The following is a 13124-nucleotide window of genomic DNA, read 5'->3' on the forward strand; positions in this document are numbered from 1 at the left end:
CAGGTTTGTTGATTTTCGCTACGGACGCTTCGCTTTCCGAGGGTGGTCTGGAAGCCTCTTCGGCGCTATGCGCCTGTGGGGTCTTCCACTGACCTTTTCTCCCGCAGGAGTCTACGCGTCCTCCGCTCCAATCAACATCTTATATATCAACTTAGTCATTAACTCTGTTCTATTAAAATATAAAAAGCCACCCTTTTCAGAGTAGCTTTTATAGGCTAGTTTTAGCTGCCGACTTGATGGACGACGCCGGAGCTGTCAATGAGGTAGTTAAGCCTTTGGTTGTAGGATTTCAAGTTCTGTATTTTTGCTGCATCGCCAAGCTGGCTGAATGCGTGGATTTCCCTTGCCAGTCTGGAAACTTCATTTTGCAGCTCGATGTTGCGCTGACGTTCTTGATTGAGTTGCTGTTCTTGCTTCTTAAGCTTATTCCGGAGAACTTCTTTCTCGGAGTTGATTTCTGACTTCATGTTCTCAATTTCAGTGGCTGCTTGCTGATTGAGCAGCGCCATATTGGTTAGCTGGTACAGGCTGCGCAGCATCTCATGCAAATTTATCCCCGGAAGCTGTTCCACGTTAGAGATAAGCCCCGATAGGATATCAATCAGGTCGCCGTCCTGAGAAGGTTTTTTAGCCATGCTTCCAGCTGGTGCGTTTATCGGCTCGATGAACTCCGTAGAAACAACAGGCACGTCATTTTCAGAGATCGTAACGAATTCAACCTGAGGCTGTTCAACCTTTTGCGTCTTCTGCTGTTTTTTTGCCAGAGTGTAATACTTATAGCTTACAGATTGGTAGCCGCGGCCCAACAGATTCGCTGCCTCATCCAATAGTTCTGTAATATTTCTCGCGCCTTCTTCCTGGCGTTCTTTAAGATACAGGAACAAAAAGTCGATTTCGGCTTTTGACCATTTACGGTTCACTTTTTTTGATTCACCCTGGTCTTGTGTTTGATTAAGGCCAAGCATCATTAAATTGTTATAGTAGAAAATTAGTGAATCTTTACTTAATCCGTACTTTGTTTCAAGCTGATGGATTTCTTCCTCTCCTACCTGCGCCTGATGGGGCTGGAGCATCATTTCTTTCAATTCAGAAAGAGCCAATTTTAAGCTCATCGTCATACCTCCTATTTCAAAGCATCCCTATTATCTTATATATAAAAAAGTTTATAGTTTGTTTGGGGTAATTTACTATATAGTACGAATGTTAGAATCGTTTTTTGGGGAGTATCTGTGTATTTTTTGATGAAGGTATCAAACAAAACAACACTATATTCCTACTTGTATTATAAGGGGTCAGTAAGTTTTTGTAAAAAGAAATGAGAAAAACATGCCGGTCAGGAGGCATGTTTTTCAAGGGGATATTCTTGGTTTTTACCGTTGTTTTAAGCGCATTTGCCTTTGCTTTTCAAAACAGAATTGCAGGATTTTCATTTGGTCGGATTGACCTAGGTGTACAAACTTAAGTGCTACAGTTTGCCTTTGCCCATCCTCACTTGGCGAAGTTCGAATTACCTGGGCATCAAAATCTATTTTTGAAATCACTTTGTTTACCGATGGAAGCATGAAGGTTCCAGTAAAAATTTCTTCAGTTGGAAGTTCTGCTTGCGGGCTGCAGGAAAGCAAAATGCCACCACTGCTGATGTTGATGGAAGTACAGTTCTGGCCATTTAATGTGACTGGCAAACTCGCACTTACTCGAAAATCCTCTCTTCGCTGAATCTTAATAACATCCTGTTCACGTGGCTTTTTTAACCGGTATAAAAGAATTGCGTCTTTCTTTACTCCGAGTACTTCTGTTCCAAATCGATACTGATTATCGTTGGTGACAAAAGATATTCTCAATGGAGTACCCGCCACCAGTTCTCCAATCACATTCGCATCTGAAGGAGAACTAATCATTACTTCTTTTTCAGTTATGTCGGCAATAATTGAACGGCAAGAATGCTCTTGATCCACAATATCAATAAAAATATTTTGATTTACTTTTGGAAACATGTGATCCCCTCTAATATATTAGTTTTCTTTACAAATTTTACCTATGCGTAAAGCTAAAAAAAGAGGATGAATTGGCTTCATCCTGTTTACTACTTATCTTAAAAAGTCTACGAGAGATGGCTGAATGATTCGTGCTCCGGCAGATAATGCAGCTCTTTGCACATTTTCTTGAGCTTTCAGGTCAATGATAACTTTAGTTAAATCAACATCTTCCTCTTGGGAAAGCATTCGGGTCGTTGACAGCTCAAGCCCGTCAATTCGTGACATGCTGAGCTCCATCCGGTTCATTCTTGCCCCCACCTCAGCACGCTGCCTGAGAAGATTATCAATTTGCCCATCAAGCTTTGTTAAGGCATCAGCGGATGTTTGTCCACCAGCACTAAAGCCTGAAACAATATCCTCAAGAACCTTGAATACTCCACCATTACCGTCGTTATTGAAAACGTCAGTACCAAGAATATTGATTTGAACAATATTCGTCTGGCCAACCCGAAGCTCAAGCAGTTCAGTGTTGTTATTCATGAATTCTTTTGCAGTGCCTGGAGCGGATTCTCGGTAAGGCGGAGTTTTCACATCTGTGCCGGCAAAAATAAACTTTCCGGCCAACTGGGTGTTTGCTACCTCACCTAGATGTTCCTTCAGCTGGGCAATTTCCTGTGCTATGGCCTCTTTGGCTGTATCAGGGTTTGTCCCATTCGTACCCTGCAGTGTCAGTTCACGAACCCTTTGCAGAACTGAAGTCACTTCGTCGAGGGCTTCATCAGTTGCTGTCATCCACGAAAGCCCGTCATCGCTGTTCCGCTTATATTGTTCAATTTCATTTAATGACGATCTGTAAAACATGCCTCTTACCGCTACGACAGGATCGTCCGATGGCTTATCGATTTTTTTACCAGTGGATAATTGCTGCTGATATTTCTCCATCGCCTGGTTGCTTCTATTTAAATTCGCAAGCATGTTCTGGTTCAGCATGCTCTGAGTGACCCGCATAGCTTATCTCTCCTTCTACAATCCGACTCTGCCCATGCCGTTGATGACTTTATCTAACAACTGGTCCATGACAGTCACATATCTGGCAGCAGCATTATATGCCTGCTGGAATTTAATCATGTTTGCCATTTCCTCATCCAGGGATACACCGGAAACAGATTGGCGGCGGTTTTCTACCTGCTGGATAATCACTTCTGAGTTATCCTTCATCCGCTGGGCTTCGTTTGAATCAATCCCCAACTGGCCGATGATGTTCCGGTAAAAATCGTCTGCTGTTGAATTCGCACTTCCAAAGGTTACACCAACAAACTTTGCATTGGCGATTTCCTGTGCATTCTGGCCGTTACCAGTGGATGACGTGCCAGCAGATTCTTCCTTGCCTGCTGCAATCATGTTCAACGAGGCGATAATATCCCCATGGACTTCTATATCCGCGGCTGTTGAACCTGTAAAGAAAGGAACTCTTTCTTGCGAACTTCCATTAATATTATTCAAATTATAGCCGTTTAGGTGGATGGAGTTAATTTGAGTTGTAAATGCTGCTGCCAGTTCATCCATTTTTCCTTTTAAGCCAGGAATGATGGAAGACGCTTCAGAGCCTTTCAAACCATATGACTCCATATGGCCAAGCAATTCGCCTGAAGCGAAAGATACTTTTTGGTCGTCTATTTGGATTTCATCCGGATCCACGAGCCCTGTGGCTGGATCATAGCCAATTGTTAACTTGCCGGGTGTATGGCCTGAAACCAATACGCCATTGCCTGCCGAGACATTGACCATACCGTTTGCTCCTGGAGTAACATTAACATTGACAAGCTTGGAGAGCCGGTCAATCAGGACATCGCGCTGGTCATAAAGGTCATTCGGCTGATAATTGTTCGGCACAAGACTAGAAATCTGCTTATTCAGACTTGCAATCTGTGAAGAAAGAGAATTAATTTCGCTTTCTTTTGTTTTGATGACATTTTTCAAATCACCTTGGATTTGATCCAGTGTGTTGGATATGTGCTGAAAGGTTTCAGCTACAGCCACACCTCTTTGCCTTACAACCGCACGGGCGGCTGCACTGTCTGGATTTTTGGAAAGCTCTTCCCAACCCTTCCAGAACTCGTCCATTGTCGCAGCAAGCCCGGAATCGGATGGTTCGTTCAAAAGCTCCTCAATCCGGGTGAAAGTATTGGTTTTTGCTTCCCAATAGCCGAGATTTTTGCTCTCGCCGCGAATCTGGACATCCAGGTATTCTTCGCGGAGGCGGACGATTTTGCTAACCTCAACACCTGTCCCCAATTGGGCAGGAGACTGGTCATTGTGCATGCCAGGACTAGGGATCGCTTTTGAGGCCTGCATTTCTGCCCGCTGCCGTGTATATCCTGTTGTATTTGCATTTGCTATATTATGGCCAGTGACGGACAATGCAGTTTGCTGGGCATAAAGCCCTCTTTTCCCCACTTCCAAGCCGTGAAAAGTTGAAGCCATTCCCTAACCCTCTCCTTGCCTAAAACTTCGATCTATATTTTTGCATCTAGCAGACTTGAATATCGTTTCTTTACATTTGGCCCGTACCCGGTCGTCTGTTCCTTTCCAGCAAACAAACCGATTGAGTAGTGCAAATAGGACAACGACGTTTGAATTAATTGCTGGTTATCCTTGTTTGCCTGGCTTAACTCCTGAATAACATTCCGGAGTTTAGAGGCTGCGGCAGTAATACGATTTTTCAAGAAAGGTTGATGAACATGTCCAACAAGTTCATCCAGTGTGTAAGATGTACCTTCCAGTCCATTGTTGGTTTGATAATCCTTAACAAACTGTTCCCTTTCACGTTCGAGAACCCCAACTGCTTCTAAAAATCGCGCTTCTCTAGACAGCAGGCTCTGAAGCATTTCAGTATCCCCTGAGATCAGAACTTCCCGCTTCTCTTTAGCCAGTTCCAACAGCTGCCGATGCTCTTCATGCATCTTTTCCAATATATCTATTAAATTCGTAAGAGGCGCCATCTGCGTCACTCCTATTCTCCTTCATTTGCCCAAAAGCCAAGTAGTTTGTCTGCCACTTTGGAGCTATCGACATTATAGGTACCGTTTGCGATTTGTGCTTTTAGTTCCTGAATGCGTGCCTGGCGCTCTGCCTGGCCAGTAGCCATTGCTTTGGAAATCTCAAGTCCCTTCGCAGAAATCTTAACGTCTGCAGAAGGAGATGACTTCCTATCTGTATTGTTTATAGTTGAACGGTTCTGTTGACTCTGGTAGGAATGGAACCCATATTTCATGTCATTGATCCGCATAGTAATCCCTCCTATCACTTCCTTTCTATTATCGGACATTTAGGAATGAATGTTTAGTGTTTTTTACAAAAAAACGTAAAAAAGCAGAGTTCCAAAGTTGGAACGCTGCTTTTTGCATTAAGATTTGCTGTTAACATTCAGCCCAACAAAGTCAATCTCAAGCTGCTGTTTTTGCCTTACGTAGACTTCAACTTTACCAGGTGTGTAATTATGGATTGTTTCAAAAGGAGTATAGTCTGCCTGGACGCCGCCCCGCTCCCAGTTGATTTTAAGCTCAGTCGGAGTAAAATTTAATTTTACCGAACCATGGCTCGGAATGAACTTTATCGTTGTGTCTGCAGCTGGCGGGTTCACTTTGCTAGTTATAATATTGTTTAGTGCATCCGTTTTTTGCTCAATCGCAGCCAGCTGATCGCCTTCCTGCGAAATCTCGGCAACCGCTTCTAACGCAGCTTGTCTTGCTTCTGAAACCATGTCGGCATGAAAAGTGGCACGATTTTTCATATTCAGGTCATATCGTGCCTGCTCCTGATCGATTTCAAGCACTGAGGCTTGGCGGTCAATTGACATTCGGGCTGGCTGCTGATTTAAAGACAGCTGGGCTGGTTTTTGCTCAAGTTCCTGTATCGGCTCTGTCTTGCGTAAACCTATTTGCGCGTGTGTTTGGGTGATGCGTATTTGAGGGAACAACGTGTTCACTTCCTGAATTTATAGGATTATGTTGTATTCTAAGATGAAAGGTTCCCGATATTATGCTTTACGGTCGATCAAATGGCCAAGATACTCGGACATCGCTGCATACATATCGAGCAGCTTCTTTGAAGGAATTTCTCTGAGGACCTGGTTGGTGTTATCATCAATGAGTGTCACAAAGTACTCTTCCAAACCTTCGTGGTATTCAAATTTCAAATGCGATTGAGAGCTTGTTAAAAAATCATTCATGCTATTAATGACTTTTTCAGTTTGTTTCTTTGATGGGTGTTGCTCTGGAAGTTCTTCCTTAATAGGTATTACTTCTCTAACCTTTGGTACATCTACTTCCTGTTTAATATTCGTGTCCATCCGCAGTTGGTTGTGAAGCGTTATTTTATCCAGCATGGTATCCCCTCCATGGCATAGTAGTGGCTATTTGCAATATCGGATAAAACGAGGGGAAGTTTAGGAGTTTTTTTTTGACCAAAAAGAACCATTGTAAAAACTCTGAGAAAACCTACTGCATTATCATTATCCCTGCTTGGTGCAATTTATTAGACACTCTATCAAATCCTTTCTCTTTTAATTCTTCCGGAAATATCCCTATAAAAGCGTATTCCTCAAGTAATTTATAGAAAAGCATTTTCCGAGTTGTCTTTTCAGAATAATGGGGATAGCGAGTAGAACCAAATAACCCAAAATATTCAACTATATATTTCTGTCCATTCTGTTCAATGATCCAATCAGGAATATACGTTTCATTAGCATTCTCATTGTGGAAAAAGGCCGCCTCACGTTCAATTATTGCATTGGTTAATAACTTGATAAATAAGTTATGAAGGATAAGCTCTTCTTTTGAATCACAGATTTGGCCATCATCCCCAACAAGCAATTGGAACTCTTGTAATGAAAATGTATACTCTGGAAAACTTTCAATAATCCATCTATAAAATTTGCTATCATAGTGGCGGTCAGCAACACTAATAAATCGAGGGAAGTATTTACGAAAATAAGCCCGGTTTAAAAGTGGCAATTGATCACGCTTTATGTTTTCCTTTCTACAGTAATCCCTCAATGCCTGTATTCTATGCTCTTTTTTATACCAATATTTATTCGGTACCCGCTGGAAGTCCGTTAGCGAGAACCTCCCTGGATAAAGAGCCTGGACAATTTCAATCGGTGATCCATGAAATCGGTCAAGCAAGCCACCGAGTTTCGCTTCTGTAAGCTTTTTCTTTGTGAGAAAAGATGGTATATCTTGTTCTAACACACCTTCCTTTCCCAATAGCTTCTCAATCACATCCTTTGCATTTTGCAAATCATCCCAATAGCGATTTGGCTTTACGGGAAAATCTTCTATTGAAAAATGCTCAGGAAACAATGAACTCACTAGTTTTGAAACTGAACTAGAAAAAGAAGAAAGTACACCAGAAAGGCGATAGCGATAAAGAAGATCGCGATTTACCAGTTTTGGTACATCGTCCATTTGAATTTTTTCCTTTTCCAATATTTCAAGAAATTGTTGTTTTAAATTAGCCGTATCTTTTCGATAACCTTGGGGTGTCTTTTTAAAATCAGTTTCCTTGAAGCGATTGGGATAAAGTGAGCTTAATAACCTATAAGGAGAATCACCGTAACGCTTAAGTGGATTAGCAAAACCCCACTTAATGAGTAAATCGTAATTAATAGACGGAACGTCAGCAATTGTCAGCCCCTCCTGCTGAAGTCGCCATTCAAAACGTTCCTTTATGTTCCCTAGATTTGACCAATAATCTACCGGAACTTTACTAAACTCACATTCATGATATTCGCCTGGATAAACAAAATGAATCAACTTACGAATTGATTTAAAACGATTCAAGGCACCCCAGAGCTTATTTTCTTTAATATGAGTGCGTGTAATTTTAGAAATCTCATCCCTTGTTAAACCAAGCTTAATTTCCAAAACATATCGAATAAGAACAATCGCGTTCTCATCCTTCTGCCACGTTCCTCTTGGCAGAGCACGTATTTGATTAGAAAGTAACTCATTATAAGGTTTTAAAGCTGGATGTTTGAGTAACTCATGATGTGATAGCCTTTGGAATTGTTCCAATTTCATATGTATCACACTATTTGATTATACACAAAAAAGGAACGTATGTTTGTACATAAAAGCTATCTTAATAAATCTTTTTTCAGTGCCTTTTTTAATGTTAAAGGCCATGGATAGTTCCGCGATTGCACTACTGGTAAGCCCTTAAATAGGGTCTCTACAAGAAATTCAAAAGTATGTTATTTGTTCCTGGATTTCTACATAGAAATTCATTAATTTCGGATATCAGTTCCTGTTTTTTCATCCGCATACCCTTTAAAAATGCATGTAAAAAAACACGGCTGATTGCTCAGACCGTGTTTTTTATTGTTTATTAACGAAGAAGTTGAAGAACTCCTTGTGGCTGTTGGTTGGCTTGCTTTGCCGCTATGCCTTTCGGTCATAGAATAGACTATATCTTCATCCATACTATTATGGAGCTGGGCACTTCGAACAGCTTATGCTGCCCTACGAGATTCATAGCCATAGCTTTTGCCGTAGACCGTATTCTCTAGTCGTTGAACCTTCTCCAGAGTTTCCTCACAGGAGCTTGGCTGCTGATTATCCATTGGTTCATCTTCATCATTTTCATGCCATCACGCTTACCGTTTCCAGTTGCGTTGTGGCTGATGAAGCTTTAGGAAGTTCCAGCAATTCACCCAGTTATCCTCTAGCTCGTTGCCAAGCTAGACGCCCTTCTAATCATTATCTCAAAAGTTGTAAAACCCCTTGAGGCATCTGATTGGATTGAGCCAGCATTGCTTGTGCTGCCTGAGAAAGAATTGAATTCTTAGTTTGTGCCATCATCTCTTTCGCCATCGTGCGAACATTTACTTTCATAAATGACCAGACTATATCTTCACCCTCTAGTAATCTAGTAGGGGCTGGGCACTTCGGATCCACAATGCTGATGGACATTGTTTCACCTATGGATTTCATCACCATAGCTTTTCGCCTTAGATGGTATATCCTAGTCGTTGAACCTTCTCCACTCTTTCGAGACAGGAGCTTGGCTGCTGATTGCCCAATCTTTTCTTTTTTCAAACCGTCACGTCTGTCGTTTCCAACTACGTTGTGGCAAGAAAAGCTCTAAGGGTTTTCCAGCAATTCACCCAATTATACTCGCTAGCCGTTACCAGCTAGGACGACTGTGCTTGTTACTGCTTAAGCAGCTAAAGCATAATCTACGTCACGGATACGAGATTCCGCTGCAGTTGTGTTCTGTGCAGCATTATCTAAGTTATTGATAGTATGTTCTAATCTATTTTGATATGCTCCTAATTTAGAGCGTTGGGCAGAGACTGAATCTAAAGCTGTTTGGAAAGTTGTAATCTGAGTCTGAGCTTTTCCATTATCTGATACATCAATATCACCAATAGTAGTAATAATACCTGCTAAGTCGATGCCTGTAGCAGCTGTAAAGTCTAATGTCATGGACTCAGTTGCATTGGCACCAACTTGTAATGTAACAGTGCCAGCATTACCAGCTGAAGTACCGTCTAAAAGTTTCTGGTTATTAAACTGTGTAGTATCTTTTATACGTGTAAGTTCAGTCTTCAATTCCCCTAATTCATCAGCAATCGCAGTTCTATCTTCAGTATAATTTGTATCGTTCGCTGCCTGAACAGACAATTCACGCATACGTTGTAGAATATCTTGAGCTTCAGCTAAAGCTCCTTCGGCTACCTGAATCATTGATATACCGTCCTGGGCATTCTGAGATGCTTTTTCTAACCCTCTAATTTGTCCACGCATTTTCTCTGAAATTGAAAGACCTGCTGCATCATCTCCAGCCTTGTTAATACGAAGACCTGAAGATAACTTCTCCATTGAACTTTGTTGTGCATTATTCGCTGCACTCAATTGACGGTGAGTGTTAAGTGCTGCGATGTTATGGTTAATACGCATTTCATTTTCCTCCTAAATGTATGTTTATATTTTTAAAAGGATGATCCTTTTAAAGATGATTTATGATAAACCAATTCGGTTTATTATCCCGGTGTGTTAAATAAGTTTCTTATGAATCTATTATTTTTATCGGAGAGTGTGAAAAAGAGTTTAGTGGTTTATTTAAATTTATTTTCACTACCTTTTTTGTGCTAAGAGATTTGTATTTCTTCCTGCAAATACAATTCTTCACGATAAACCCTGATCTCTCTCGGTGCATCAATTGCGAGCCGCAATAATCCTGTTTCTGTCAGGAGAATGGTCACTTTAATAGAATCGCCAATTTGAACGGTTTCACTAATTGATTTAAGTTTTTTCTTAAAAATTCTAGCAGGTTCAGGCTTGGACCTAGTCACCTGGATGTTTTCCGGTGCATCAACTGTCAGGCGGAGTTTTGAAGCAAATTGGACAGCTGTTACTTTCACATCTCCATCAATGATGACGGATTGTCCAATTTCCCTCCCAATAATCAACATTTATCGAACCTCCCCGGTTACCTCCTATTATTTTATTGTTAAAGAGATACAATAGTTTTCCTTATTTATTGATGAAAATAGTTCAAACTATCTATTATACTTATCGTCAAGAAGCCGAAGTTGTTTAGTGAGAAAGTAAATTTTTATAAATAAAAAAACTGCCTTACGAAGTTTTCCCATAAGACAGTTTTTTTGAATTACATCCCTAATTGCGAAGAAAGCCAGGAGCTTTGCGAATTCATTTGCTGGAGGGCCTTTTCCATCGCACTGAACTGCTTCCATAGCCTGTTTTCATAGGCATGGACCTTATCCTGCTCCCTAACAATATTTTGATCGAGCGTTTTAAGTTGCTTACCAATGAAGCTTTTTGTATCAACAGTGGAGTTTGGTGAACCCGCTAAAGAGCCCATCTGTAATACAGTTGTGTTCAGACGGTCATAAATTCGCCAAGCGAATCCACTCTTTTGGTGCAGAGTTGAATTCGTTACAGTTGTTCCAGTTAAATCCGGGTCTTTTGCTGCAAACATATTTTTGACATCTACAAGATTGGTTTGAAGTACACCTTTCAGCTTCGCTTCATCAAGAATTAATTTACCGTTATCACGATAATTAGTAGAAAAATTGATTCCAATATCTCTTAATGATTTAAAGCCATCTGGCATGCCTTCTATTGCTGAATTGAGACTGTTCCTCATTTCCGTCAAAAAAGAGCGGATGGTTGAGTCTCCAGTTAATAAACCGCTTTTCGCCTTCTCATCCCAAAGCTTGGTTTCATTTTCTTTCATATCTTTTCGCTGTTCATCCAGAAGTGGCGGATAGTCCCGATACTTCTTCTCTGATAGGCGGCCATTCAGGTCAGCAATCAGTTCGTTGTATTTGTCAACAAATGTCTTAATCCCAGTAAAGATTCCCTCAGTGTCACTGCCTATTTGAACGGTAACATTTTTAGAAATATCATTCTTTAGATTGATAGTTACTCCCTCATACGTAAAAGTATTGGTGGAAATCATTATGGGTGTGCCATTAATTGTTACTGCACCTGACTTCCCTGCTTCACCTGTTTTTGGAGTACTTAAAGTAGTTGCCATTCCCCAGGGATCAAGCCCGGTTATGTTGGAAACTCTAATCTCTGCTTCCGGACCTGTACCAGTTGAGGTAAGGACAAGGCTTCCACCCACGTTTGCTGCTTTTACCAGAGTTTTATCAGACAATTTATTAATTGCAGCAACAGCCTGATCTAAAGTTCCTTTTGGAACCACAATTGCTGTATCAGAATTATTTAAGGTAAAGCTGAATTGTTCAGCAATATCTTTTCCTTGTGTATTGAAACTAACAATTGCCGGTTTGTCAGCTGTTGCAAGAGTGGCGCTGTTGATGATAATTTCCGATTTTGAACTAATCCCTGCAGAAGATACCGCTACATTAGGATCACTGGAGCTGACTGTTTGCTTATTAAATGTGGATTGCAAACGTAAGCCTTCCATAGCCTTCCTGAATTCATCAACCTTCTTATTCACATCACGATAGGCATCGGACTTCCAGCCCATTGAGATTTTCGATTGCTGCATCTTATGAAGACGGCTGCTTTGGACATTTACTAGATTGGCGACAATCTCATCGGTATTCATTCCGGAAGCCAAGCCGCTGATTCTTAATGTTGTACTATTACTATTAATCATTGGGTCATACCCCCTTCCATGCTTTTTGTAAAATGACGACCCTTTTATCGAAGTCTATCGGCTATAACAAATTAAAGTTTAGAGATATGAAAAAATCGGGACAGCTTGCCCAGTGTCCCGATTCAATCTACCTCATAATATTATTAGCTACCCCCATCATTTGGTCGGCATAGGAAACTGCCCGTGAGTTCATTTGATAGCTCCGCTGGGAAGTCATCAAGTCGGCCATTTCCTTTGTAATATCAACATTGGATCCTTCCAAAAACCCAGTCGATACTTTGAATTCCCCTGCTTCCATTGCTCGCACAAAGTTGCCAATGACAGCTCCTTGAGGGAGAGCTGCTTCATCAATCACGAATTGGTTGTCTCCTGTATTTTGCAATAGCGAAGGATTCGGAATATCAACAACACCAACCTGTTGCTGGGAAAGTGAGTTTTGCCCAGTCTGCTTGTTTCTAAGCTGAATCTGACCATTTTCCATGATTTTTACTTCATCAGCACCACTCAGTTCAATAGGATTGCCTGTTTGGTCAAGCAATAGCGCACCATTAGCATGTGCAAGATGGTAGCTTCCTGGATTATCAGGATTAGGGCTTAAATGAAAGCTTCCGTCCCTTGTATAACGAACTTCACCAGCTCCTGTTCTCACCTGAAAAAAGCCCTTGCCAGAAAGCATCAGATCAAACGGACTTCCTGTTTCAATTGCCTGTCCCTGTGCCATGTCCAACTGAGTCATCCCAGCAACCGTTCCATAGCCAACCCGGAGACCCATCGGAGTCAACCTGCCCTGTTCCTGATCGCCTCTAACCTGGTTATTCAGCTGTGAAGCAAGAATTTCCGAGAAGCTTTGCTCACGGCGCTTAAATCCTGGTGTATTGATATTTGCCAGGTTGTTTGCCGACGTATCCAGCTTTTGCTGATAGGCGTGCAGCGCACCTGAAGAAATATATAATGACGTATTCACGTGCATGTTCTCCTTTTAAAAAAGAT

14 protein-coding genes are annotated in these 13124 nt (G+C 41.3%); all 14 read right to left on the reverse strand.

Features of this window, described 5'->3' with window-relative positions:
• Window positions 1-221: 221 nt before the first annotated feature.
• The 14 genes from TY16_RS04060 to TY16_RS04125 all read right to left on the reverse strand — a co-directional run bounded on the left by TY16_RS04060 (window position 222) and on the right by TY16_RS04125 (window position 13098).
• Window positions 222-1112, reverse strand: coding sequence for a hypothetical protein (locus tag TY16_RS04060; RefSeq protein ID WP_043930481.1), 891 nt, complete (start codon window positions 1110-1112; stop codon window positions 222-224).
• 258 nt (window positions 1113-1370) lie between these two features.
• Complete coding sequence (locus tag TY16_RS04065) at window positions 1371-1994, reverse strand: flagellar brake protein (RefSeq protein WP_043930482.1); 624 nt, start codon at window positions 1992-1994, stop codon at window positions 1371-1373.
• 93 nt (window positions 1995-2087) lie between these two features.
• Window positions 2088-2984, reverse strand: a complete 897-nt coding sequence (gene flgL, locus TY16_RS04070) for a flagellar hook-associated protein FlgL (RefSeq protein WP_043930483.1) — start codon at window positions 2982-2984, stop codon at window positions 2088-2090.
• 15 nt (window positions 2985-2999) lie between these two features.
• Window positions 3000-4460 carry a flagellar hook-associated protein FlgK gene (gene flgK / locus TY16_RS04075; RefSeq protein WP_043930485.1) on the reverse strand — a complete coding sequence of 487 codons (1461 nt, stop codon included), beginning with the start codon at window positions 4458-4460 and terminating at the stop codon, window positions 3000-3002.
• A 32-nt stretch (window positions 4461-4492) separates the two neighbouring features.
• Window positions 4493-4978 (reverse strand): flagellar protein FlgN, encoded by a 486-nt coding sequence (locus TY16_RS04080; protein ID WP_043930486.1) that lies wholly within the window; start codon window positions 4976-4978, stop codon window positions 4493-4495.
• An 11-nt stretch (window positions 4979-4989) separates the two neighbouring features.
• A complete protein-coding gene (gene flgM / locus TY16_RS04085) occupies window positions 4990-5265 on the reverse strand; it encodes a flagellar biosynthesis anti-sigma factor FlgM (protein ID WP_043930488.1) in 276 nt (91 codons plus the stop codon).
• A gap of 117 nt (window positions 5266-5382) precedes the next feature.
• A complete protein-coding gene (locus tag TY16_RS04090) occupies window positions 5383-5955 on the reverse strand; it encodes a DUF6470 family protein (RefSeq protein WP_043930489.1) in 573 nt (190 codons plus the stop codon).
• 60 nt (window positions 5956-6015) lie between these two features.
• Window positions 6016-6363: a flagellar protein FlaG gene (gene flaG, locus TY16_RS04095; protein WP_043930490.1), complete on the reverse strand. Its 348-nt coding sequence runs from the start codon at window positions 6361-6363 to the stop codon at window positions 6016-6018.
• Window positions 6364-6475: 112 nt separating this feature from the next.
• Entirely contained in the window at window positions 6476-8059 is a 1584-nt protein-coding gene (locus tag TY16_RS04100; RefSeq protein ID WP_043930491.1) for a hypothetical protein, read from the reverse strand.
• A gap of 678 nt (window positions 8060-8737) precedes the next feature.
• Window positions 8738-8977: a flagellin gene (locus TY16_RS27045; RefSeq protein ID WP_269320271.1), complete on the reverse strand. Its 240-nt coding sequence runs from the start codon at window positions 8975-8977 to the stop codon at window positions 8738-8740.
• Between the two features lie 219 nt (window positions 8978-9196).
• Complete coding sequence (locus tag TY16_RS04110; RefSeq protein WP_043930494.1) at window positions 9197-9940, reverse strand: flagellin N-terminal helical domain-containing protein; 744 nt, start codon at window positions 9938-9940, stop codon at window positions 9197-9199.
• Between the two features lie 191 nt (window positions 9941-10131).
• Entirely contained in the window at window positions 10132-10455 is a 324-nt protein-coding gene (locus TY16_RS04115; RefSeq protein ID WP_043930495.1) for a carbon storage regulator, read from the reverse strand.
• Between the two features lie 197 nt (window positions 10456-10652).
• Window positions 10653-12134, reverse strand: a complete 1482-nt coding sequence (gene fliD, locus TY16_RS04120; protein WP_043930496.1) for a flagellar filament capping protein FliD — start codon at window positions 12132-12134, stop codon at window positions 10653-10655.
• Between the two features lie 127 nt (window positions 12135-12261).
• Complete coding sequence (locus TY16_RS04125; protein WP_052342589.1) at window positions 12262-13098, reverse strand: flagellar hook-basal body protein; 837 nt, start codon at window positions 13096-13098, stop codon at window positions 12262-12264.
• Window positions 13099-13124 lie beyond the last annotated feature (26 nt).

Source organism: Bacillus sp. EB01, from assembly GCF_000613125.1.
Lineage (GTDB): Bacteria > Bacillota > Bacilli > Bacillales > Cytobacillaceae > Bacillus_D.